Origin of the sequence: Staphylococcus debuckii, from assembly GCF_003718735.1 — a bacterium.
Classification (GTDB): Bacteria; Bacillota; Bacilli; order Staphylococcales; family Staphylococcaceae; genus Staphylococcus; species Staphylococcus debuckii.
In genome coordinates, this window is record NZ_CP033460.1 from 1047037 (window position 1) to 1070680 (window position 23644).

At 36.7% G+C, this 23644-nt stretch carries 28 protein-coding genes and 2 tRNA genes; 13 read left to right on the forward strand and 17 right to left on the reverse strand.

Features of this window, described 5'->3' with window-relative positions; all coding sequences use genetic code 11:
• The first annotated feature begins 212 nt into the window (after nt 1-212).
• The 7 genes from CNQ82_RS04845 to CNQ82_RS04870 all read left to right on the forward strand — a co-directional run bounded on the left by CNQ82_RS04845 (nt 213) and on the right by CNQ82_RS04870 (nt 7887).
• A complete protein-coding gene (locus tag CNQ82_RS04845; RefSeq protein ID WP_123144327.1) occupies nt 213-1697 on the forward strand; it encodes a UDP-N-acetylmuramoyl-L-alanyl-D-glutamate--L-lysine ligase in 1485 nt (494 codons plus the stop codon).
• Nucleotides 1678-1935, forward strand: a complete 258-nt coding sequence (locus CNQ82_RS04850) for a YueH family protein (protein WP_164711946.1) — start codon at nt 1678-1680, stop codon at nt 1933-1935. Before CNQ82_RS04845 ends, CNQ82_RS04850 begins: the two co-directional genes overlap by 20 nt.
• Nucleotides 1925-3487: a peptide chain release factor 3 gene (locus tag CNQ82_RS04855; protein WP_123144329.1), complete on the forward strand. Its 1563-nt coding sequence runs from the start codon at nt 1925-1927 to the stop codon at nt 3485-3487. Before CNQ82_RS04850 ends, CNQ82_RS04855 begins: the two co-directional genes overlap by 11 nt.
• A gap of 49 nt (nt 3488-3536) precedes the next feature.
• A complete protein-coding gene (locus CNQ82_RS13125) occupies nt 3537-3680 on the forward strand; it encodes a hypothetical protein (RefSeq protein ID WP_164711947.1) in 144 nt (47 codons plus the stop codon).
• An 87-nt stretch (nt 3681-3767) separates the two neighbouring features.
• Entirely contained in the window at nt 3768-4589 is an 822-nt protein-coding gene (locus CNQ82_RS04860; RefSeq protein ID WP_164711989.1) for a TerC family protein, read from the forward strand.
• A 170-nt stretch (nt 4590-4759) separates the two neighbouring features.
• Entirely contained in the window at nt 4760-6511 is a 1752-nt protein-coding gene (locus CNQ82_RS04865; protein WP_123144331.1) for a S1C family serine protease, read from the forward strand.
• A 17-nt stretch (nt 6512-6528) separates the two neighbouring features.
• A complete protein-coding gene (locus CNQ82_RS04870) occupies nt 6529-7887 on the forward strand; it encodes a TrkH family potassium uptake protein (RefSeq protein WP_123144332.1) in 1359 nt (452 codons plus the stop codon).
• Between the two features lie 240 nt (nt 7888-8127).
• Here CNQ82_RS04870 and hisIE read toward each other — a convergent pair whose 3' ends face one another.
• The 10 genes from hisIE to CNQ82_RS04920 form a co-directional block, all read right to left on the reverse strand.
• A complete protein-coding gene (gene hisIE / locus CNQ82_RS04875) occupies nt 8128-8757 on the reverse strand; it encodes a bifunctional phosphoribosyl-AMP cyclohydrolase/phosphoribosyl-ATP diphosphatase HisIE (RefSeq protein WP_123144333.1) in 630 nt (209 codons plus the stop codon).
• Complete coding sequence (gene hisF, locus CNQ82_RS04880) at nt 8748-9512, reverse strand: imidazole glycerol phosphate synthase subunit HisF (RefSeq protein WP_123144334.1); 765 nt, start codon at nt 9510-9512, stop codon at nt 8748-8750. Before hisF ends, hisIE begins: the two co-directional genes overlap by 10 nt.
• On the reverse strand, nt 9509-10213 hold the full coding sequence (gene hisA / locus CNQ82_RS04885) for a 1-(5-phosphoribosyl)-5-((5-phosphoribosylamino)methylideneamino)imidazole-4-carboxamide isomerase (RefSeq protein ID WP_123144335.1): 705 nt from the start codon (nt 10211-10213) through the stop codon (nt 9509-9511). The genes hisF and hisA overlap by 4 nt, the downstream gene beginning before the upstream one ends.
• On the reverse strand, nt 10206-10787 hold the full coding sequence (gene hisH, locus CNQ82_RS04890; RefSeq protein WP_123144336.1) for an imidazole glycerol phosphate synthase subunit HisH: 582 nt from the start codon (nt 10785-10787) through the stop codon (nt 10206-10208). Before hisH ends, hisA begins: the two co-directional genes overlap by 8 nt.
• A complete protein-coding gene (hisB, locus tag CNQ82_RS04895; protein WP_123144337.1) occupies nt 10784-11365 on the reverse strand; it encodes an imidazoleglycerol-phosphate dehydratase HisB in 582 nt (193 codons plus the stop codon). The genes hisH and hisB overlap by 4 nt, the downstream gene beginning before the upstream one ends.
• Nucleotides 11343-12347: a pyridoxal phosphate-dependent aminotransferase gene (locus CNQ82_RS04900; RefSeq protein WP_123144338.1), complete on the reverse strand. Its 1005-nt coding sequence runs from the start codon at nt 12345-12347 to the stop codon at nt 11343-11345. The genes hisB and CNQ82_RS04900 overlap by 23 nt, the downstream gene beginning before the upstream one ends.
• The gene (hisD, locus tag CNQ82_RS04905; RefSeq protein ID WP_123144339.1) at nt 12344-13603 is read right to left on the reverse strand and encodes a histidinol dehydrogenase; all 1260 of its coding nucleotides are present in this window, start codon (nt 13601-13603) and stop codon (nt 12344-12346) included. The genes CNQ82_RS04900 and hisD overlap by 4 nt, the downstream gene beginning before the upstream one ends.
• Nucleotides 13593-14210, reverse strand: a complete 618-nt coding sequence (hisG, locus tag CNQ82_RS04910) for an ATP phosphoribosyltransferase (RefSeq protein ID WP_123144340.1) — start codon at nt 14208-14210, stop codon at nt 13593-13595. The genes hisD and hisG overlap by 11 nt, the downstream gene beginning before the upstream one ends.
• A gap of 12 nt (nt 14211-14222) precedes the next feature.
• Nucleotides 14223-15053, reverse strand: coding sequence for an ATP phosphoribosyltransferase regulatory subunit (locus tag CNQ82_RS04915; protein ID WP_123144341.1), 831 nt, complete (start codon nt 15051-15053; stop codon nt 14223-14225).
• Between the two features lie 268 nt (nt 15054-15321).
• The gene (locus CNQ82_RS04920; protein WP_095106148.1) at nt 15322-16137 is read right to left on the reverse strand and encodes an alpha/beta fold hydrolase; all 816 of its coding nucleotides are present in this window, start codon (nt 16135-16137) and stop codon (nt 15322-15324) included.
• A gap of 195 nt (nt 16138-16332) precedes the next feature.
• On the opposite strand from CNQ82_RS04920, the gene CNQ82_RS04925 reads away from it, so the two are divergent.
• The gene (locus CNQ82_RS04925; protein WP_123144342.1) at nt 16333-16878 is read left to right on the forward strand and encodes a TetR/AcrR family transcriptional regulator C-terminal domain-containing protein; all 546 of its coding nucleotides are present in this window, start codon (nt 16333-16335) and stop codon (nt 16876-16878) included.
• 83 nt (nt 16879-16961) lie between these two features.
• Nucleotides 16962-17684: a Fic family protein gene (locus tag CNQ82_RS04930; protein WP_123144343.1), complete on the forward strand. Its 723-nt coding sequence runs from the start codon at nt 16962-16964 to the stop codon at nt 17682-17684.
• 236 nt (nt 17685-17920) lie between these two features.
• Here the strand turns inward: CNQ82_RS04930 and CNQ82_RS04935 are convergent.
• The 3 genes from CNQ82_RS04935 to CNQ82_RS04945 form a co-directional block, all read right to left on the reverse strand.
• A tRNA-Ser gene (locus tag CNQ82_RS04935) sits at nt 17921-18009 on the reverse strand.
• A gap of 2 nt (nt 18010-18011) precedes the next feature.
• Nucleotides 18012-18086, reverse strand: a tRNA-Asn gene (locus tag CNQ82_RS04940).
• 147 nt (nt 18087-18233) lie between these two features.
• The gene (locus CNQ82_RS04945; protein WP_123144344.1) at nt 18234-18806 is read right to left on the reverse strand and encodes a competence protein ComK; all 573 of its coding nucleotides are present in this window, start codon (nt 18804-18806) and stop codon (nt 18234-18236) included.
• 209 nt (nt 18807-19015) lie between these two features.
• Between CNQ82_RS04945 and CNQ82_RS04950 the strand changes: the two genes are divergently transcribed.
• Nucleotides 19016-19234, forward strand: a complete 219-nt coding sequence (locus tag CNQ82_RS04950; protein ID WP_047131718.1) for an IDEAL domain-containing protein — start codon at nt 19016-19018, stop codon at nt 19232-19234.
• Between the two features lie 73 nt (nt 19235-19307).
• On the opposite strand, the gene CNQ82_RS04955 is transcribed toward CNQ82_RS04950, so the two are convergent.
• Nucleotides 19308-20294, reverse strand: a complete 987-nt coding sequence (locus tag CNQ82_RS04955; protein ID WP_123144345.1) for a lipoate--protein ligase — start codon at nt 20292-20294, stop codon at nt 19308-19310.
• A gap of 198 nt (nt 20295-20492) precedes the next feature.
• Here CNQ82_RS04955 and CNQ82_RS04960 point away from each other — a divergent pair, with 198 nt between their 5' ends.
• On the forward strand, nt 20493-20678 hold the full coding sequence (locus CNQ82_RS04960) for a YkvS family protein (protein WP_123144346.1): 186 nt from the start codon (nt 20493-20495) through the stop codon (nt 20676-20678).
• Between the two features lie 6 nt (nt 20679-20684).
• Nucleotides 20685-21287, forward strand: coding sequence for a CPBP family glutamic-type intramembrane protease (locus tag CNQ82_RS04965; protein WP_123144347.1), 603 nt, complete (start codon nt 20685-20687; stop codon nt 21285-21287).
• A 58-nt stretch (nt 21288-21345) separates the two neighbouring features.
• Here CNQ82_RS04965 and CNQ82_RS04970 read toward each other — a convergent pair whose 3' ends face one another.
• Both CNQ82_RS04970 and CNQ82_RS04975 read right to left on the reverse strand, forming a co-directional pair.
• Nucleotides 21346-21552 (reverse strand): hypothetical protein, encoded by a 207-nt coding sequence (locus CNQ82_RS04970; protein ID WP_123144348.1) that lies wholly within the window; start codon nt 21550-21552, stop codon nt 21346-21348.
• Between the two features lie 12 nt (nt 21553-21564).
• Entirely contained in the window at nt 21565-21774 is a 210-nt protein-coding gene (locus CNQ82_RS04975; protein ID WP_123144349.1) for a TM2 domain-containing protein, read from the reverse strand.
• 229 nt (nt 21775-22003) lie between these two features.
• On the opposite strand from CNQ82_RS04975, the gene CNQ82_RS04980 reads away from it, so the two are divergent.
• Nucleotides 22004-22570, forward strand: coding sequence for a GNAT family N-acetyltransferase (locus CNQ82_RS04980; RefSeq protein ID WP_123144350.1), 567 nt, complete (start codon nt 22004-22006; stop codon nt 22568-22570).
• Nucleotides 22571-22597: 27 nt separating this feature from the next.
• Here the strand turns inward: CNQ82_RS04980 and CNQ82_RS04985 are convergent, their stop codons facing one another.
• Nucleotides 22598-23536, reverse strand: coding sequence for a 1,4-dihydroxy-2-naphthoate polyprenyltransferase (locus CNQ82_RS04985; protein ID WP_123144351.1), 939 nt, complete (start codon nt 23534-23536; stop codon nt 22598-22600).
• Between the last annotated feature and the right edge of the window lie 108 nt (nt 23537-23644).

Genomic DNA, 23644 nt, shown 5'->3' on the forward strand with positions numbered 1-23644 from the left:
CCTTAACATTTAACGCGTGGAATTTAAAAGGTATTATCATATTCTATTACCTACTTCAGCTGAACTCAAACTTACATAGAAGTAAGAAATGCCGATGGAAATTAATATAAGTAAAAAGAAAAAATCTGTACAATAGAATTAAACCTCAGTATATAGATTTATGAGAAAAAAATGTATAAAATAGTAGTATTGGGAAAAAAGGAGCGATCGATGTGAAAGCGAACGAATTGTTCGAAAAAATAAAATCGAAACAAGTGCTTGGCAGTTTAGATAGAGAAATTAATGATGTAACCACAGATTCTCGTACTGCGAAAGAAGGAAGTATCTTTGTAGCTACCAAAGGATATACAGTGGATAGCCATAAGTTCTGTCAAGATGTAGTAAACCAAGGATGCAAGTTGATTGTGGTAGAAAGTGAACAAGAAATAGAAGGAGACGTGACTCAAGTTATAGTTCCGAAAACACGTCGTGTGGCCAGTTTAATTGTTCATAAACTCTACGACTATCCGAGTGAACAACTTACAACTTATGGTGTCACAGGTACGAACGGTAAGACTTCTATTGCGACAATGATTCATCAAATTCATCGCAAATTAGGTAAAGGCAGTGCTTATTTAGGTACCAATGGTTTTCAAATCAATGAGAAAGTCACTAAAGGTGAAAATACAACGCCTGAAACAGTCACTTTAACTAAGAAAGTACACGAAGCAGTTGAGGAGGGCGCTGAAGCGATGACTTTAGAAGTATCCAGCCATGGACTTGCTTTAGGACGCTTGAGCGGTGTAGAATTTGATGTTGCCATTTTTTCTAATTTGACTCAAGATCATTTAGATTTCCACGGTACAATGGAAGCATATGGGCATGCTAAATCTTTACTTTTCAGTCAGCTGGGTGAAGATTTACGTAAAGAAAAATTCGCAGTAGTGAATGCGGATGATGATTTCTCAGAATACCTTACAAGTGTGACACCTTATGAAGTCTTTACATATGGCATTCATCGTCCAGCGCAATTCAAAGCTGAGCGTATTCAAGAATCTTTGACAGGCGCGTCATTTGATTTCGTAACACCAGATGGCACTTTCCATGTTAATTCTCCATATGTCGGAAAGTTCAATATTTCTAATATCATGGCAGCAATGACTGCAGTATGGGGTAAAGGCACTCCAATGCAAGAGATTGTAGACATTGTTCCCCAATTAGAACCAGTAGAAGGACGTTTAGAGGTATTGGATCCTAGCTTACCTATCGATTTGATTATCGATTATGCGCATACTACAGATGGTATTGAAAAGTTAATTGATGCCGTCAAGCCGTTTGTAAAACAAAAATTAATCTTCCTAATTGGTATGGCAGGTGAAAGAGACCTTACGAAAACACCTGAAATGGGTAAACAAGCGAGTCGAGCAGATTATGTTATCTTTACTCCAGATAATCCAGCCAATGATGATCCGAAGATGCTGACAGCTGAACTCGCTAAAGGTGCGACCCATGATAATTATGTTGAATACACAGACCGCGCTGAAGGTATTCGTCATGCTATCGATGTTGCTGAACCTGGTGATACTGTAGTATTAGCATCAAAAGGCCGCGAACCTTACCAAATTATGCCGGGTCATGTTAAAGTGCCGCATCGCGATGATTTAATTGGGTTAGAAGCGGCTTATAAGAAATTTGGAGGTGGGCCTTCTGAAGATTAGAACACTTCAACAATTAGAAGGTGCCAAAGTTTATATCCGCGAAATTGACAAGCATAGTATTATAGCAATACCAGACCTGAATTGGTCCGCTGAACTAGATACGAAGGAGACTCCAGAAGATGTAGATGATAATTTAGTCATGTATCTTTTTAATATAATGGACGAAGATGAGGCAGAACGCCTTGCACATACACTAACTTTAATGATATTTGAAAAGGAGATAAAGAATGAGTATTAAGGATGAAATTGAATCCCGAAAAACCTTTGCGATTATTTCTCACCCTGATGCCGGTAAAACGACATTAACTGAGAAACTCTTGTTATTTGGCGGCGCCATTCGTGAAGCCGGAACAGTAAAAGGGAAAAAATCCGGGAAATTTGCAACAAGTGACTGGATGAAAGTTGAACAAGAACGTGGAATTTCTGTAACCAGTTCAGTAATGCAATTTGATTATGATGATTACAATATTAATATTTTAGATACACCAGGGCATGAGGACTTCTCTGAAGATACGTACAGAACTTTAATGGCGGTCGATAGTGCTGTCATGGTAATCGACTGCGCTAAAGGGATTGAACCACAAACTTTGAAATTATTCAAAGTTTGTAAAATGCGCGGAATCCCGATTTTTACATTTATTAATAAATTAGACCGTGTCGGAAAAGAACCCTTTGAATTATTAGATGAAATTGAAGAGACGTTGAATATCAAAACTTATCCGATGAATTGGCCAGTCGGAATGGGTCAAAACTTCTTCGGAATTATCGATCGTGAACATCGTACTATCGAGCCATTCAGAGATGAAGAACATCTTTTACATTTAAATGAGGATTATGAACTAGAAGAAGAGCACGAAATTACTAAAGATAGTACTTTTGAACAAGCTATCGATGAATTTATGTTAGTGGAAGAGGCTGGAGAAGATTTTGATAATGATATGTTATTGGCAGGGGAATTAACACCTGTATTCTTCGGTTCAGCCTTAGCTAATTTCGGCGTCCAAAGTTTCTTAAATGCTTATGTTGACCATGCACCGATGCCGAATGGCCGTGTGACGAAAGAAGCAGAAGAAGTCAGTCCATTTGCGCCAGATTTCTCAGGATTTATTTTTAAAATCCAAGCTAATATGGATCCTAAACACCGTGACCGTATTGCCTTCATGCGTATTGTCAGCGGTGCGTTCGAACGTGGCATGGATGTGAAATTGCAACGTACCAATAAGAAACAAAAGATTACTCGTTCAACTTCATTCATGGCAGATGACAAAGAAACGGTCAACCATGCAGTAGCAGGGGATATCATCGGTTTATATGATACTGGAAACTATCAAATCGGCGATACCTTAGTTGGAGGGAATCAAAAGTTCAGCTTTGAAGATTTACCACAGTTTACGCCGGAACTCTTTATGAAAGTATCAGCTAAAAACGTTATGAAACAAAAACATTTCCATAAAGGTATTGAACAACTCGTTCAAGAAGGCGCGATTCAATATTACAAAACTTTGCATACGAACCAAATTATCTTAGGTGCAGTTGGACAATTGCAATTTGAGGTATTCGAACATCGTATGAAGAACGAATATAATGTGGATGTAATAATGGAACCCGTTGGACGCAAAATTGCACGTTGGGTGGAAAATGAAGAAGATATTCAAGATAAAATGAGTACATCACGTTCTATTTTAGTGCAAGACCGCTATGAGAAAAAAGTCTTCTTGTTTGAAAATGAATTTGCCACACGTTGGTTTGAAGAAAAATTCCCTGAAATTAAACTTTATAGTTTATTGTAAGACTGGCATAGGGTATAATAGTTTTAAATAATTGAATACCTATGACGTCATGTCAGAGGGGAGTAACTTAGATGGACAGGCTGCAGGCCTGCCGGTACATTTTATCGTCATTACGAAGTCAGGCACTTCCGGTAAAATGGGATGTTATAAAAAGAGACATTCAAGTGAGACCTTTGCTATTTATTTAGCATAGGTCTCTTTTATTGTCCAAAAAAGCGGACATGAATACTTAGACGTTTGAGTGTTCTGTACGAACCATTTTATGAAATAAGGAGTTGGTCTGTTAATGGATCCGAGTTTAATTTTACCTTATTTGTGGGTATTGCTCGTATTAGTATTTTTAGAAGGCTTGTTAGCAGCAGATAATGCTGTAGTAATGGCCGTTATGGTTAGACATCTACCACCCGAACAAAGAAAGAAAGCATTGTTCTATGGTTTGCTTGGTGCATTTGTATTTCGTTTTGCTTCATTATTCTTAATTAGTTACTTAGTGAACTTCTGGTTTATTCAAGCAGCCGGTGCAGTTTATTTACTTTATATGTCAGCGCGGAATTTATATCAATTCTTCAAAGCCGACCAGCACGGGCCTGAAAGTCCAGAAGCTGGTGATGATCACCACTTTGATCAGCATGGTAATGAAAAGAAAGTGGGCCCGAAAGCATTCTGGGGTACGGTAGCTAAAGTTGAATTCGCAGATATTGCCTTTGCAATCGACTCTATGTTAGCAGCCATGGCAATTGCATTTACATTAAAACCGGTAGGCATCCACTTCGGCGGTATGGACTTAGGACAGTTCTTAGTAATGTTTGCAGGTGGTATGATTGGTGTCATCTTAATGCGTTTCGCAGCAACTTGGTTTGTAGAATTATTGAATAAATATCCAGGCCTAGAAGGTGCAGCATTCGCAATCGTAGGCTGGGTAGGTATTAAATTAGTGGTATTAGTACTTGCGCACCCACAAGTAAATCTGATTCCAAAAAACTTCCCGCATACTATTTTATGGCAATGTATCTTCTGGGGCGTGATGATCGGTCTTGTAGTCATAGGCTGGTTGACTTCCCTACGTCATAATAAAAAAACAGCACAACACAAAGATAAATAATTTTTAAAATGCTCTTTCTGATTTGCCTAACAGGTTGAATGAGAAAGAGTTTTTTATATTGCTAAAAATAAAGTCGAATTATTTGTATAAATCACAAGGATTTACAAGAAATTCATATAAAGTTATGGCATAATAAGACATAGTTAGATTGTAGTGAAGGAGGCGTTAATATGGGAAATGACCAACATTCGAATGAAGAGAAAAAGCATAAGGATGGAAAACAAGTCATACCGAAACGTCATTATAAACGTAAGCGTCGTGCTTTCTTCCATAACGAAGAACGCGAGAAACGTGTACAAAAAGAACGAGAAGCTAAAGAACGTGAGAAAGAACGAGAAGCAAAACTTGCTAAGAACAATGAAGAACGTGTAAAGGACAATTTACGCAAAGCAAGAATTGAAAAGTTGACTCAAGAAGAAATTCAGCATCAAAAGCAAAAAGCACATGAAAATCAAGAAGACGATTCACCTTCTGAAACATTACATAGTGTGCCGAGTGAAAACAAAAAAGATAAGTCAGAATTTGATACGGCAAATCAACCGAAACAGCGTGACGAAGATAAGAAAGAAGCGGCAGTAGGTGGAGTGGCAGGCATACAATCTGAAAAAGCTTCTAAGAAAGAAGTCGACAATTCTATGGAAAAAGATAATAAAGAAAAAGAAAAATCGAAATCCGACACAAAAGAAAAAGAAGCTGTTGCAGAAAAGCCGAGTCATCAAAATGATAAACATGACACACCTTCAACACATACACCAAATAAGACAGATACGCGTAATCATTCGGGGGTCTCTGAATTTTTACGTCGTAATTGGGCAAAAATTGCGGTGGTAATCGGAGCAATTATTTTAGTATTATTATTGTTCGCTATCTTCCATAATTTGCAAGATAGAGATAATGGCTCTTCAGGACAAGTTTCCTCCTTCAATGGTAGTGGAGATAAGAAACAAACTGCTATGATGAAAGCCGCCAAAGAAACAACACATTCAGTAGTGACGGTTGAAAATAAAGACAGTAATAAAGGTTCGGTAGAAAAAGAAGCACCCAAATCTGACGGAGAAATCGGCTCAGGTGTCGTCTACAAAAAAGTAGGCGACTCTATTTTTATATTGACGAATGCCCATGTAGTAGGCGACAAAGCGAATCAAAATATTTTATATGATGATAAGCAAAAAACAAACGGTAAAGTTATCGGCAAAGATAAATATTCCGACATTGCAGTCGTGAAAGCTGAAGTAGATAAAGATAGTAAAGTAAAACCGATTGCCATAGGTGATTCTAATCAACTTCAATTAGCTGAACCGATAATTACTGTAGGGAATCCATTAGGCGCTGATTTTAAAGGTAGTGTATCCAGCGGTATCATTTCCGGCTTGAATAGAAATGTACCTGTGGATATAGACAAAGACGGCAGTTATGATAATCTGACGAAAGCATTTCAAATTGATGCGCCAGTCAATCCAGGTAATTCAGGCGGAGCTGTGGTAGATCAGAATGGTAAATTAATCGGAATTGTTTCACTGAAAATTGATATGCAAGCTGTTGAAGGTATGGCCTTTGCAATTCCAGTCAATCATGCACTTGATTTAGCAAAACAATTAGAGAAACACGGTCATATTGATTATCCGAATACTGGTGTACAAATTTCTAATGTAAGTGATTTAGATGATGGAGAACGCCATCAAATGAAATTGCCTGATAGTGTGGAACAAGGTGCAGTAGTACGAGCGGTGAAAGATAATTCTATTGCTGAAAAAGCTGGTTTGAAATCAGACGATGTTATAGTAGAATTAGGTGGTACAAAAATTGAAGATAGTTTGCGATATAGACAAATCATTTTTGAACATAAAGATGATAAAAAATCATTATCGGCAAAAATCTATAGAAATGGTAAACTTAAAGATATTAATATTAAATTGAAGTAACGTTGAGGTGAAAAAAGTTGTCCATTTTTAATCAATTATTTAAAAGAACCAGCCCTCAACAAGGTATAGTAATGTATTACCTATTTGCTATCGTTGCAGCTTTTTTAATGCTGAACTTGCCTTACGTACACAAACCTGGCGTGCACGTTAATCCAATTGATACACTCTTTGTGGCAGTTTCAGGCATTAGCGTAACAGGGCTGACGCCTATCTCGATTGTCGATACTTATACGACATTTGGACAGATTATCATATTGATTATCTTAAACATCGGCGGCGTTGGTGTTATGGCAATGGGTACAGTTTTATGGGTGATTCTCGGTAAACATATTGGCTTGCGTGAAAGACAATTGATTATGTTAGACAATAACCGCAATACCATGAGCGGTGCGGTCAAATTGATTATTGAAATTGTGCGCGCCATCTTATTAATTGAATTGGTCGGCGCACTGTTGCTAGCATTTTATTTTTACAGAGATTCTTCTGATATTCAGTATTCACTGATGCAGGGATTCTTTGTAGCAATTTCATCGACGACAAATGCAGGTTTAGATATTACCGGCAATTCTCTTATTCCATATGCTGATGATTACTTTGTACAAACTATTGTCATGTTCTTAATTACTTTAGGATCAATTGGCTTTCCTGTGTTGCTTGAAGTCAAAGCCTATATTAAAAATAGAATTCCGAACTTTCGTTTCTCACTCTTTGCTAAGATTACAACGATTACCTATTTGGCCTTGTTTGCACTCGGCACAATTGTAATCTTGTTATTAGAAGCGAACCATGCTTTTCAAGGTTCAAGTTGGCATAAAGCATTGTTTTATGCGATGTTCCAGTCTACTACGACAAGAAGTGCAGGTTTAGAAACCATCGTTATTACGCATTTTTCAGATGCAACCAACATTGTGATGGGCTTACTGATGTTTATCGGTTCTTCACCAAGCTCTGTAGGCGGCGGTATTCGTACAACGACCTTTGCGATTCTGATTTTATTTATACTTAACTTCAGAAATGAAACAAATAGCACAACCATAAAGGTATTCAATCGTGAAATCCAACCTTCAGATATTCAAAAAACCTTTACAGTCTTCGGAGTGGCTACGATATTAACATCTGTAGCAATCATTCTCACTTCAGCTTTTGAAGGAACTAAATTAACCTTCTTGCAAGTGTTCTTTGAAATCATGTCTGCCTTTGGTACGTGCGGACTCTCTCTTGGTGCCTCAAGTGACGGCAATGACTTAACCAAAATCATCTTGATGTTGCTGATGTTTATCGGTCGTGTCGGCCTCATATCCTTTATCATTATGATTGGCGGTCGAAAAGAACCCGTGATGTATCACTATCCTAAAGAGAAGATACAAATTGGATAATGACTTTTGAAAAAATAAATACGCTGCAGATGATGCTCCTTATAGTGGCTTGGTGAAACTATAGGGAGCATTTTTTTGTTTATTAAGAAGGAAAATCGCGTGGTAGTTTCGGCTTGATAGGGTGAAATTGTATAGGTGGCCACAATGATATTCAATATTCAACCGCTCATTTTTACACAAAAAATACAAATCATATAAATAAGGTGCTAAGACATTCTTGAGGTCTTAGCACCTTATAATTTACCATTCTTGCACATCTTGACGTTCTCCTTTGAAGTTGCCACTCTTCTGGTGTCTGGCTTGCAGTACTTTTTTGACATCTGCAATAGGAACGTCGCAGGCATGCAATAATACAAACAAATGATACAAGACATCTGCCGTTTCATTGGTCAATTCTTCACGGTCCGCTTTCATCGCAGCAATGACGACTTCGAAAGCTTCTTCACCGAATTTTTTGGTGATTTTTTCAATGCCTGAAGTTAATAGATAATGGGTATAGGACTTCTCGTCATCACTTTGAGCACGTGAAGCTACAATATCCTCTAGACTATCCACAAAGAACGGGATTTCCGTATTAAAGCAACTTGTAGATCCGGTATGGCAAGTAGGGCCTGCTGGTGTGACCTTGATCAAAAGGGTATCTTGGTCGCAGTCTAAGTGGATATCTTCAACATATTGGTAATGTTTAGAGCTTTCACCTTTTTTCCATAAACGGGCTTTACTGCGTGAATAAAACCAGCATACTTTATCACGCAAGGTAAGCTCATAAGCTTCTTCGTTCATATATCCAAGCATTAAGACTTGTTGTGTTTGATTATCTTGTAAGATTGCTGGAACTAATCCTTTAGAAAAATCTGGTTTTACAGCCATCTGACCTGCACTCCTTTTTCTTGTAAATAAGTTTTAACGGCGCCAATAGTAGTTTCTTGATCGTGAAAAATACTGGCAGCTAACCCCGCAGAGACGTCTGTTTCTTGAAAAAGATCTGCAAAATGCTGAGCATTGCCTCCGCCGCCTGAAGCAATGACTGGGAGATTAACCGCTTCATTTATCTTTTTCAACAACTGATGATCGAAACCTTGTTTCACACCATCATAATCCATACTGGTTACCAACAATTCTCCGGCACCTAAAGCTTCTACTTGTCGCACCCAATCTAAAACTCGGATATCCGTCGGTTGCTTACCGCCATGTGTATAACAAAACCAATCATTACGAGCAGCTTCCCATTTAGCATCGATAGCGATACAAATGCACTGGGAACCGAATTTATCGCTTGCTTCTTTAATCAGAGAAGGTTGACGTAAAGCACTGGAATTAAGCGAAACTTTATCTGCACCGTGCTTTAGTAATGTTGAGATATCGGCTGTAGAACTGATGCCGCCACCGATAGTCAAGGGAATAAATAATTTCGAAGCGGTTTCTTCAATGATATCCAGCATCATTTGGTGACCGTTCTCAGTTCGGGAAATATCGAGAAACACTAATTCATCTGCTAATTCTGCATTATAATAGGCAGCTAATTCCACAGGATCACCGATATCACGTAGACCTTTAAATTGTACGCCCTTCACGACACGACCGTCTTTTACATCGAGACAAGGAATAATGCGTTTCTTAATCACGTTAATCCCTCCCAAAAGCTTTCAGTATTAGCAGCTTTGCCGACAATAGCTGCTTGTACACCAGCTTGTTCTAATTGAGTTAAGTCTGCTTGGTTTCGGATACCCCCTGAAGCAATCACAGGCAGAGGAGTCGAATTTACTAATTGAGCAGTCAATTCAAAGTTAGGACCTTGCAACTTGCCATCTTTCGAAATATCAGTATAAATAATGCCGCCGAGAGGGAGGTGGTTAATCTTTTCAACAAAATCAAATAAATTGATTCCAGTATTTTCTAACCAGCCGTTTATTTTAATTTCATCCACGAACGCATCTACAGAAATATAAATACGACCAGGATATTGCTCTGCAACAGCTTTTAACCATTTTGTATTTTGAATGCCTTTCGTGCCCACAATAATATATTGCGCCCCTTTGCTGAAATAAGTTTCAATTGTTTCAAGTGAGCGAATGCCACCACCGACTTCGAAAGGTAAATGAGTTAATCCGACTAATTGTTCAATATAATCTGTTTCGATAGGTGTTTGTTGCTTGGCGGCAATTAAATCGATGACATGAATACGAGTCACACATTTAAACTGGCTATAAAAGGCGACTGCTTCTTCTGCTGTTCTGGTCATCGCTTCTTTCGAGGTATAATCGCCTTCTGTTAATCTGACGCTGGTAGAATTAATAAGGTCGATTGCTGGCCAAATTTCAATCATCTATAAAACCGCCTTTCAATGCTTGATTTAATATTTCCAACCCATAATCTCCGCTTTTTTCCGGATGGAATTGGATACCAATTTTATTTTGTGCTTGAACAATAGCAGTAACAGGCAGTCCATAATCTGCTGTCGCGATAATCGGAGCTTCAGTCTGTACATAATATGAGTGAATGAAGTAAACATCTTGATTAAGCAGAGGATGCTTACTTTCTAAATTGTTCCATCCTAAATGCGGCACTGGATAAGATGTTTTAATCGGTACTACTTCACCAGGGATAATGCCTAATCCATTACTATCTCCTTCAGCACTGTGGTCGAACATTAGCTGCATTCCTAAACATATCCCGATAAAAGGTTTGGAATTTTGCAATTCGATCAGAACTTGATCTAATCCTGATTGTCTCAAGGCTTGCATTGCGTCTTTAAAATGACCGACACCCGGCAGTACAATATGAGAGCTTGAACGGATGACTTCAGGATTATCTGTTAAGACAGCTTCAAAACCCAAATGATGAATGGCGCGCTCAATATTCTTAATATTGCCGACGCCGTAGTCTACAATCGCAATCATTCAATCACACCTTTCGATGAAGGCACACCTTTGAATCCGTCGTCAGAGAGAGCGATTTTCAAGCTTCTTGCAAAAGCTTTGAATATCGCTTCAATTTCGTGATGCGTATTGCCACCTCGAATTAAATTGATGTGGGTTGTGAGGCGTGCATTAATGACCAGACCTCGGAAAAATTCTTCAACTAATTCCGTATCAAAGGTGCCTACTTTTTCCTTTGAAAATTGTGCATTAAAAGAAAGATAAGGGCGACCGCTGATATCAGTCACTACTCGTGCTAAGGTCTCGTCCATAGGAATATAGAAGCTGCCATAACGCGTAAAGGATTGTCGGTCTTTAATTGCTTCCAAGAGTAGTTGTCCTAGAACAATCCCAACATCTTCGGTGGTATGGTGATCATCTACTTCATTGTCGCCTTGCACTTCAATTTGACAGCTAATACCGCTATGAAAACTAAACAAAGTCAGCATATGATCTAAAAAGCCGACGCCTGTCTTAATCGAAGTTATTTGCTCGCCTGATAAATCTATAGAAATTTTAATAGAGGTTTCTTTCGTTTCACGTTGTTTGCTGTAATTCAAATTGATCACTCCATTCTTTAACAATCTCTGATAATTGGTTGAGTTCTTGCTCGGTAGCAATAGAGTAGCGGACAGCTTCTGATAATAATGCTTCTTCGTAAAAACGAGGTTGGAAACCACGTGCCAATACGTATTCACCTAAATCACGTGCGTGAGTACCGTAAGTGAATACAAAGTTCGCTTTCGAAGGAATAACAGTCATTTTATCGTCTGCATATTGAGTGAAGATATCCTGCAACTTGCGACATAAGAAGCGCTGTTCTGCAAGCAAGTGTTCCACCCGAGTGTGATTTTTAAAGAGTGCCTCTGCTATGCGTAAAGATAAGGTGCTCATTGGATAGGGATGTGCCAAACGGTTCAATAATTGAATCGTCTCAGGTGTTGAGATGACAATGCCGATACGTAAGCCTGCTAGAGCAAAAGCTTTGCTGAGTGTCTTCATGATGATGAGATGAGATTCAAGCGGTATTTCGTTAGGTTGTCCAAACTCGATATAAGCTTCATCTAAGACAAAGTAACTGCCTATACTTTTCAATTTGTCCCTAATCGCTTTTAAAAAGTCAGCAGAATATTGAATACCGGTCGGATTATGTGGAACGCTCATAATGAAAAAGGCAGGTCGGACTTCTTCAATGCGTGTCAAAATCGTTTCAAGAGAAAAACTGAAATCTGCTTTACATTCTACATATTCGATAGGGCGGTCGGTTTGTCGTGCAAACTCGGTATACATGACGAAATCCGGATTGAGCGCAAGCACAGGACCTTCAGGCAAAGCCAGCATACATTTCTGTATCCATTCATCCGAGCCGTTCGCTGCTAATACTTGATTAGTATTTAAATGATAGAAATCAGCGTAGGCCTTTAAGAAAGCCTCATATTGTCCTTCCGGGTAGACTTTGAAATCAGAAGCGGCCACAATATCTGCTATTTCTGATGGGGTCAAGGCTGCTATAGGACTTTCATTCTGATTGATATAAATCATTTTTCCTCCATCTCCTTCTTTGTTCTGACACGAACAGAAGCTTCGTGTTGATATAATCCTTCGTTATGCGCAATTTTCATGGCTCCCGACGCAAGTTGTTCGAAGGCTGGTTGGTCAAAGCTGATAACAGAATGACTGGTTAAGAAATCATTGACTGTCAACCCATTAGTAAAGCGGGAGGTTTGATTGGTCGGCAGCACATGACTGGGACCAGCATTATAATCACCCAGCGCTTCTGGTGCATAAGAACCTAAGAACATCGCGCCTGCATATTTGATGTGATAAAGATATTGTTCAGGATTTTGCGTTTGAATTGAAAGATGCTCTGGTGCTACGAAATTTGCAATCTCAATAATCTCATCATTATCTTTTGCTAAGATTGCATAATGGAAATGCTGAATACTCGATTCAATAATCGCTTTACGCGGTGCATTCTGAATTGCTTCAGGCAATAGTGCTTCCACTTTTTCTAAAACTTTTTTACTAGTAGAAAGTATAAAAGTACGTGCATGTTCATCATGTTCTGCTTGGGCCAGAATATCTTGGACGATAAATTCCGGTTCTGACGATTCGTCAGCAATAATCATAATTTCACTAGGACCAGCAATTTGATCGATGCCGACATAGCCATACAACAATTGCTTGGCCGTTGCTACAAATTGATTGCCAGGTCCGACTATTTTATCGACCTTCGGAATGGTTTCGGTACCAAAAGCCAAAGCAACAATACTTTGTGCGCCCCCAACTTGATAGACATGATGGACACCTGTCAGCTGACAGGCAGCTAAAATACTTGGATTGACACCTTCTGGTTGAGGAGGTGTAACGACTACTATATTTTCTACGCCCGCTACTTGAGCTAAGGTAGCTGTCATCAATACAGTAGAAGGGTAGGCGGCTTTCCCGCCAGGCACATAGATACCGACACTTTCTATAGGGTGATATATTTGACTTGTATGTTTTCCAATGACATTTTCATGCTTTATCTTTTGCTGAAATGCTTTTATATTTTCATAACTTTCTTCTAAGGCTGTGCGTAATTCAGACGAGATTTGATCTAAACTTTTTTCAATAGTTGCAGCAGGAACTTCTAGCTGATTAACTTCAACATGATCGAACTCGCGGTTATATTGAAATAAGGCTGTATCTTGATTCAGTTTTACATTTTGGATGATGTCTTGAACACTATCTAATAAGTCTTGATTTGAAGCGGACGCTGTTTCGAATTGACGATAAAAATCTTGTTTATTGAGCATGAATAGAAACCCCCAGTTGCTGGATGAAATCCTCGATAGCTTGTGATTTACTGAAAAATGCGTGTTTATTAGTAATAAGACGTGCATTGATTTCTCCAATGCGTTCTCGTTCCTCTAGTCCGTTTGATTTGAGCGTAGTCCCGGTTTGTACAATATCTACTATGGCATCTACCATATCCACTACAGCAGCCAATTCAACAGAACCAGATAAGCGAATAATAGTAACGTCTGTCCCTTTCTGGTTGAAATAATCACGTGTGGTCTTCACAAAGGTCGTGGCTACACGTTGTATATCTGTCGTCTGAGGCTTGGCTGCTACTGAAAAATGACACTGGCCAAAGGGAAGGTCAAGATAATTATTAATATTATGCTCCGGGCATTCCTTTAAAATATCGCTTCCAGTAATTCCGATATCTGCAATACCTTCTTCTACATAGGTTGGGACATCTGAACCTTTGACTAAGATGAATTTGATAGAACCAACAGTAATTTGAAGTTTACGTTCTCGCTGATTCAATGCCTCTGCCCAAGTAGCATTACCATTTTGTTCTAAAAATTGAATAAAGTCTTTCAACAATCTGCCTTTACTGAGTGCCACTGTTAACATTCAAACCACCTCCTAGTCTAATTTAATTCCAAAGCCGAATCCTTCAATTTCACCAGCATAATGGCCGCCTGACATCACAGGTTCAGACTGATTATTAGTGAACAACTGCATGAAACTACCGATATAGTAAGATTTTGGCGGCATCGTCGTAATATCTAAATGAATACTTTCAATACCGGCTCTTCTCAATTCCTCAGACCAACGTAAGAGCGACAAATAGGTTGGATGCTCATTTGGAATAAGAGACGGAATATAATCAAGCTGCACATGTGTAGGTTGCTTTAATAAAGTTATCAATGGATGAGTTGGCGTTAAGCGTTGGCTTAATTCAGAAATGTTGCGTTCGTTAATTAAGTTTAAGATCTCAGGCGTTTGTTCTGATTGTGTTAAAAGTAAATCTAAGAGTTGATAATGACCGATAACAGCAAAGTCAACTGGTTGCTGCATCTCTTCACGAACAAATTGCAACATGTATTGGAAACTAGTGAGCATGTCTTCATAAGAAGGATTGAATACTTCAATACCTAAATTACTATTGATATGCTCATTATTAGCAATAGGCCCTGCATATACAGCACGTTTGAAATTTAAATCATACGTTCGGGCATAATGCTGCAGCTGATCCGTCCAGTCATTTCTTAAGGCATAAAAATTTTGACCGTTTTTCCAAATACTGCGTGTACTCATACTTTCTAAATCATCTTGAGTCAATTGCTGCCAATTTAAGCGTTCAATAAAATGTAAATCAATTACTGTATAATCGTGATTTTGGAAATACTTTAAAAATTGATATTCTAATGCTTTTCTCCTCAACACTTTATCTTGGTACTCAATATAATCCATTGCCGTCCCACACCTTTGCTTTTATTCTCTACCGAACTAAAGTAAAAATAAATTAATGACGTAATCATAGCATGAAAGAAAGGTGATTTCAATAGAAAACTCTGAATATTAATAAAAATTAAAGCGGGTTTAATATGTGATGTTGAATCATATATTAGAAGTTGACTTTGTTGAAATTGAGAAGAGATAGGGTGAGGTAAAATAGCGATAGAAAAAACGACTAAGACTTTTAATAGTCCTAGCCGCTCTATTGAAAATAAGTTGATATTTATTTTTTCAATGCTTCTAATAATAAACGGTTCACTTCATCTTTTTTCTCGAAGAACAATGCATGTCCTGCACCTTCAACTTTTGAAAGTGTATAATCAGGCGCTTCTTTTTCTAGATACTCAGAGAATTCGATAGGGCAAACATGATCTGCTGTGCCGTGAATACCATATACTGGTAAATCTAATGATTTAATTTCTTCACGTAAATCTTCATCTCTCAATGATTCAGCAAGTTTAACTGTACCGATTAAAGACGAAGTTAAAGTCATTGCATTGAAATATTGTTTATATTCATCTGAAACTTCAATATCTGAATTAAAGAATGAATCTTCACCAAAGTCGCCAATCGCTTTAGGTTGATCATCATTAATTTGCTCGATTAAAGCTGTAACATCTTCAGGTTTCAAGCCATATGGATAGCCGTCGCGTTGAACGAAACTAGGTCCAGCTGGTCCTAATAAGACCATTTTCTTCAAGTTCGAACTGTTATGTTTGACACCGTATTTCAAGGCTAATGCTCCGCCGACTGAAAATCCTACCACTATAATATCTTTTAAGTTTAATTCATCTACAACCTTTTGAATGTCATCTGCAATAGTATCATAATCATAACCATCTGCTGCTCTGTCTGATAAACCAAAACCACGATGATCAATGCCGATATAACGATAGCCGTTTTCTACAACGAAATCTGCTTGATATTCAAACATTGTGTTATTTGCTGGCCAGCCGTGTAAGAACACCAATGGTTGACCTGAGCCGAAATCATCTACATTTAATGCAACTTCATCGCTTACTTGAATTCTATGTTTCATATATTATTGCCTCCATTCGTTTATTGTACAAAGATACTATACCCTTGCGTTACTTATGAGAAACTCAATCAATAGAGCATAGCAACTTCTTAGTATTATGTTAAAATATGAAAACAAGAAAACAAAATTATTAAAATATTATGTGAGAATTAATACACAGTTATTTAAAATGTGGGTTGTAAGTGAGGAGATATAATGAAAGAAGAAGATTTAAGAGTGATTAAAACTAAAAATAATATTGAAAGTGCATTTTTAACTCTTTTTTATCAAAAAGAAATAGATAAAATTTCTGTTAAAGAAATCACATCAACAGCACAAATAGCGAGAAAGACATTTTATCTCCATTATATAGATAAATACGATTTGTTAGAAAAAATATTTATAAAAAGGTTAGAAGAACTAAGAGAAATTTGTCATACATTTAAAATTGTTAATTTAAATTTGATAGTAGATGAATGGTTAAAGTTTTTTTATCAAAACCAAAAGTTTTATCGCACATTATTTGGTGATTATCATTTTAAAAAGAGCCGCCAGCAATTAATTCAATTTTTCAAAGAAGTATTAACAGAAGTAGTCTCCGAAGAAATATGCCGACAGAAAGCCTTGGATTATCATATGACCTTGAGCTTTCTTGGTCATGGTATAATTGGAATGGTTGACGAGTATATAGAAAATAATGAAAAGAATAAGGATGCAATCAGAAAACATATTATGACTTTATTGAATGCTTATAGAATTTAAGATAAGGAATAAGCTCTATAAAATAGTTACACATAAAACATAGTGAGCATTAATATTATTAAGAAACTAAGGAAGCGGACACCATGAAGATAACAGGGAAGCATTTATTTTTGCTAAAAAAATTAAATATTGGAGTATATGATAGATTAAAAACAGAGTTTTTGTTCCATTCTAATCGATTAGAAGGCAGTATGTTCAGTAAGGAAGAAATCATGAAACTCACTATAGAGAACAGAGTGATAGGTTCACATAAACTCAATGATATTATAGAGACCGCAAATTCAATAGAAGTATTTGATTTCATCGCAAAAATATATAATGGACAATTATCGGAGAAATTATTAAAAGAATTTCATGGTATTTTACTAAACAATTCTTTAAATGTTTTTGATAGTAAACTTGCCGGAACTTATAGACCAATGCCGGCTAGATTAAGAAAAGTAGAATTAGAATTATCGAGCCCGGAAACAATACATTTCGACATGGAACTGTTATTGCAAGAATATAATGAAGTTAAGATGGACACTAGAAAAATCGCTGAGTTTCACAGTAAATTTGAAAAGATCCATACATTCCATGATGGAAATGGCAGAGTAGGGCGCTTTATTATTCTAAAACAATGTTTAGATAACGACGTAGATTTAATAGTTGTGCACAGTGAATATGAAAAAGAGTATAAAGATGCGCTTTACATTGCTCAAACTGGCAATGGTATTGATGCATTAGTCAATATATTTGAAAAATCTCAAAGAAGATTTGAGAAGACTATTAGGAAAATGATGAAGAATCTAGATATATATAATTGATTAGAAAGGATATGACTTTGACGTGTCTACAGTGTGTCTTTTTTATAAAAAAAGCACAGAATTTTAGACACATTGTGCTTAAAAATTTTTAGGCGATTCTAATAGATTCCAAGTAAGGAAAGTTATAAAAATTAAAAAACAGCCGCAAAACCTTATGTATCAAGGGATTTAGAACAAAATAAAAAATAGCTAGAACCCATTGATATAACGGATTCTAACTATTTCTAAGTAATTAACGGAAACGGAGGGATTCGAACCCTCGCGCCGCTCTCGCGACCTACACCCTTAGCAGGGGCGCCTCTTCAGCCAACTTGAGTACGTTTCCAATGGCTCCACAGGTAGGACTCGAACCTACGACCGATCGGTTAACAGCCGATAGCTCTACCACTGAGCTACTGTGGATTAATCTGATTTATTCAAGCACAAGTACTATTATATCAATCACTTTAAAATTTTCAAGAGAAAATAACGAAAAATATGCGGAATATTTACACCAAATTAATATGAATATCCCGCATATTAACTTACTACTATAAATTTTAATTACAGCTATGATTTGTTGGATTGATTGATAACCAGGTACTTGCAAAGCGTTTCATAAACATCTAGTGACGGCTTAGAATAGTCGATTGGTTTTTCAGTATTCCACTTGATAGTTTTAACGCGTTTATTAATGAGATGTTCGTAATAAATGGCATTTTTATATTGATGATTGATAGTGCGGGATGTAACGGGTGCAGTAATAGATTGGCCATCAATAAAATTGATTTGAGTTTCTTTTGTACCTATTGACTTAATATCTTTTACATATTCAATGTTTATCCAAATATTTGATGGTGAACTGATAGATTGAGTAGAAAATAAGATGATTGAAATAATAGGTGAGAGTAAGATAGGGGGCTTGCTTTTGATATCTGTTAATCTGATCGTATCGGATCTTAAAATTGAAAATTTTGAGCCGTAGAACTTGCATGATTTTTCGAGAGCTTTCCTCGGGGAAATTTTCAAAATGCGCGGTTCCTTTTCGTAAGATAAAATTTGGGTGAGGGGGTAAGGTTCTCCTTCCATGATAATGGGCATAATAGCGATGTCGTTACGTTTGAAGATATAATGTTCTTCCATAGTCATTTCCTCCTATTAAGTTGTTTGAAGTTAAAATATTTATTAATCAAAACCTACAATTATTGTATACTAGAGCGAGAAAAAGTCAATAGAAACTTTAGTACTAATATTACACTTTTTATTTTTAAAAAATCAGAATATTCATTGATTTCAAAATAAATTCACTGTATACTCGTAGTTACATAAAAAAGAGAAAGGCAGTGATTACTATGAATCACAATATCAATGTAAAAAATGGGACGTTGCAGGCGTTTGTTGCTAATGTGAATGATTTGGGGGTTGAACTTGTTATCGATCAAGCTTTGCGTAATGTGCGAAAGGAAAAATTAACTGAGCTGATCGATCAAGCATTAGTTAATAAAGATGAAGAAGCATTTAATCGCTATACAGCAGAATATAATCAATTGGAGGATGTTTTAATTGGATAATTCGACATCGTGTTCCTGGGTAAAATAAAGGACTATTCATTGTTATTGATAATGAATAGTCCTTTGTTATTTGTTAAGACATTAATCTAATCAGTTCTTCACGTGGAATGTCTCCGAAATAATGATATAAATCATATTCAGAAAGTGCTTCTTCAATACTTTCGAAATTATGCAAGCTGCCAATCAACGCTTCTTCTAAATCGGATACATCACCGACACCAAAGAAATCTCCGAAAATTTTAGCGTGTTCAATACGTCCTTTTTTAACATGCAGCTTAATTTGCACAAATCCTTTTTCAAATTTTTCCTCACGTTCGAAATTATATTTAGGGTTTTTACCATAATTCCAATCCCACGTACGATATTTTTCATCGCTTAATGCTTCGATATTTTTCCAATCGTCATCAGTTAATTTATATTCTTCAACTTCATGCTCGCCAAAGATATGTTTTAAAATAATTTGTTTAAACGTTTCAATATCCAATGGTTCCTCTAGAAATTCTGATATATTAGCAACGCGTTTTCTTACGGACTTGATGCCTTTAGATTTAATTTTAGCAGGATTAACACGTAATGCGTTTTGGACTTCGTTTAAATCACTGTCAAGCATTAAAGTACCGTGACTGAACATGCGGTTTTTCACTTTTACCATAGCGTTTCCAGATATCTTAGCTGGTCCGACTTGAATATCGTTTCTTCCAGTCATTTCAGCATCTACTCCTAAGCTGTTTAGCGCTTGCACGATAGGCTGCGTAAATTTTTTGAAGTTATGGAAACTATTGCCGTCATCATCTGTGATGAAACTGAAGTTCAGATTACCGAAGTCATGATAAACAGCGCCACCGCCTGAAATTCGACGAACTACATCTATATTATGTTCCTCAACATATCGTTGATTGACTTCTTCAATCGTATTTTGATTTTTGCCGACAATAATAGATGGGCGATTAATATAGAATAAGAAGTAATCATTATCTTGAGGAAGATATTTCAATACATATTCTTCCATTGCTAAATTAAGTTTGGGGTCTGTAATATTATTGTTGCTTACAAATTTCATGCCTATTCTCTCCTTTAAGCTTACTTTTCCTTATACTTTATTTATCCCTTATTTTTGACTAAAATGCTAATTAAATAGTTTGAAGTTCACAATTAAGTTAGAATTTAGTATAATTATAACGCTTTCACAGGATATTTGTTTATTTGAAGCGTAAATTTTAGTACAATGTAATTTAGTATAATTCGAGGAGGACCTGTAATGACTGTTGCAGAAGTAGGAGATATTGTAGAATTTTATGATGGACTTAGAGGTCGTGTTGAAAAAATTAATGATAATTCAGTAATTGTGGATTTAACAATTATGAAGAATTTCGAAGAATTGGATTTACCGGAAAAAACGGTAATTAACCATAAACGCTATAAGGTAGTTGATCAAGAAGGTTAAGGAACAATGAAAACAAATACAAAGGCTTTATTGTGGTTTATTATTAGTTTTATAATTTTCCACATTATTTTATTAATCATGTGGGGAGAGCGACAGGAATATTGGTATTTATATACTGGCATCATGTTGTTTGCCGGTATCAGTTACGTATTCTACCAACGTGATATTGCTTCGAAACGGCTATTACCATCTATTGGTATAGGTATTATTACCGCAGTTGCTTTAATTATCGTGCAGCTGATTATGTCTTTAATAAGCCAAGAAGTGTCATACACTACTTTGATTAAAGATTTAACACGTTCAGGCGTATATTTTAAATGGCAGATTCTAGTGACTTTATTATTTGTCATTCCATGTCATGAGTTATATATGCGTACTGTACTGCAAAAACAATTACTGAACTTGAAATTGCCTGCTTGGGCGGCAATTCTTATTACTGCTTTATGTTCAGCTTCGTTGTTTTTCTATTTTGACCAAATTTGGTTATGCGTCTTTATCTTTATTGCTCAAGCTATCTTATCAATCAGTTATTTCTATACACGTCGCATTATTACAACTTCGATTGCTCAAATTGCGGCTGTAGTTTTATTGCTGATTTTCCATGGTTAAATACACAAGGGCTGGGACATTAATTTTTGTCCCAGCCCTTTCTTTTTGTTTAATCAGTTTAATACGTAGAACGTTGTAAAATTTCAAAATGTGAGATTTTAGAAATATTTACTACATATTCTGCAGGTTCAGTTACATGGAGCACGCCTTCATCAGTATCTTCGTTAATGCCTTCAACTGAAATTTCAGCTTGATTGTCCATGTATAAGATCAAATATTTACTTGGAAATGATTGTAAATACGAAAGAATGGTTGTTTTATTCAAATATATCTCTCCTTAGTGAAATGTAATGTTACCATTTTTATCTGCAGGTTTGAAAAGTAGAGTGAAAATGGCGCTGATGACTGCAATGACATGGGGTATACCTGTCCAACAAAATAGCAGGAAGAGAATGCCTAAACCGGTTTGTCCTGCATAAAATTTGTGGACACCGAAGCCGCCTAAGAAAATGGCTAGTGCAATATAAATGACTTTGTTTACTTCCATTAGCAAATACTTCCTTTCATGTGATATCCCTTCGATTACATTATGTAATAATTAGAGAAATATTTCCAATTTAGCTACTTATCTAATGATATCAAATCACCATTGTTAAACTAGAAGGTACTTTTAAGAGCTAGAGTTACTTTTTAAAGTTGAGGTAGGTGCACTTTTTTCCAAAAGAAGAGGAATTATTGTTAAACTAGAAGTGATTAAAAGAAAAAGAGGGGACATTATGATTCGACAAGCAAAATCTGAAGATAAACGCGAAATTGCTGAATTATCTTATATTATTTGGGAAGATATGGAATTGCCGATTGTTCAACGATTTGATAAAGCGCAAGTAATTTCTTGGTTAGAACAAGTTATTACAAAGACGCCTTACAGAACTTATTATGGCAATGTGCTAGTTTATGAAGTTGAGGGAAAGATAGCCGGAATTATTGTTACATATAAAGGCGAAGAAGAAATGGATTTAGAAGCGAATTGGTTGAAACTGGATTTACCTGAAGAAGCACGCAAAATGGGAACGCCTTTACCTTTAAAGGAAGCGGAAGATGGAGAATTATACATTGAAACAGTAGCCGTATTTCCGGAATATAGGGGTAAAGGTATTGCAACACAGCTTATGCATTATGTAATTGAAGGACATCGAGATCAGAAAATCAGCTTGAGCTGTGATTATGAAAATACGGGGGCTTACCAACTCTATCAACGCTTAGGTTTTGAGACTGAGGGAACGGTTGATTTGTATGGTCACTTGTATCGTCATATGGTAATAGAAAAAAACGCCGAACAATAAATGTTCAGCGTTTTTAGCAAGATATATTTAAATACCGCCTAACAATGCACTGATATAAATACCTAATGCATAAAGTAAACCGAATACTGTATTGGTTTTGCCTGTTGCGCCCATCGCCGGCATCATCTCTGCAGCTGTATCATTTTTCTTGAAGCGACGAATTGCTTTGACTGGGAATGGGAAGGATAGCAACGCGAGCAAGTAAAAGATTGAACCGCCTGGCACGAAAAAGGCAGTGTAGACTACCCATACGTAAGCAATAATATACATGAGTGCCATGAAGCGGATGGAATTATTCTTGCCTAATAGAATAGGTAAAGTTTTACGTCCGCTTTGTTTGTCTTTTACACGGTCGCGAATGTTATTAGCCATATTAATCAAGCCGATAGTAATAACAATCGGAATACTTATCCACACTGCATAACCTTGCAGATTATCAGTTTGAATAAAGAATGAAATCAGGATAATAATCAGACCCATAAACACCCCAGCGAATAATTCACCAAATGGTGTCCAAGAAATCGGGAATGGACCGCCAGTATAAAGATAACCTACTGCCATACAAACAATTCCAATCGGTATCAATAAGAAAGATGTTTGTGAAGCGATAAAAAGACCGAGCAGCCCGGCAATCACATAAAAGGCAATCGCCAAGTTCATGACCAGTTTTGGGCTCATGCCGTTACGGACGATTGCACCGCCGATTCCGACTGATGTATGATCGTCGAGTCCTTTTTTAAAGTCATAGTACTCGTTGAACATGTTTGTGGCAGCTTGAATTAATAAACAAGCCAGCAACATAGCTATAAATAAACTTAGTTTTAAATGATCTTCACTGCCTAATAAAAAAAGTTTTGCAGTGGCAGTCCCTACAAGCACAGGTACAACTGAAGCTGTTAAAGTATGCGGACGCATCAAATGCCAGTATTTTCTAACAGTAGAATATTGTTGATATTGATTTGACATTTCTTCTCCTTCTTAATCTTTAGAATAACAAATTTCAGAGTGCGGCTGATAAATGAATAACATGCATTCTGATTAACAAATTAATTTTAAGCAATGAAAGTAGAAAGG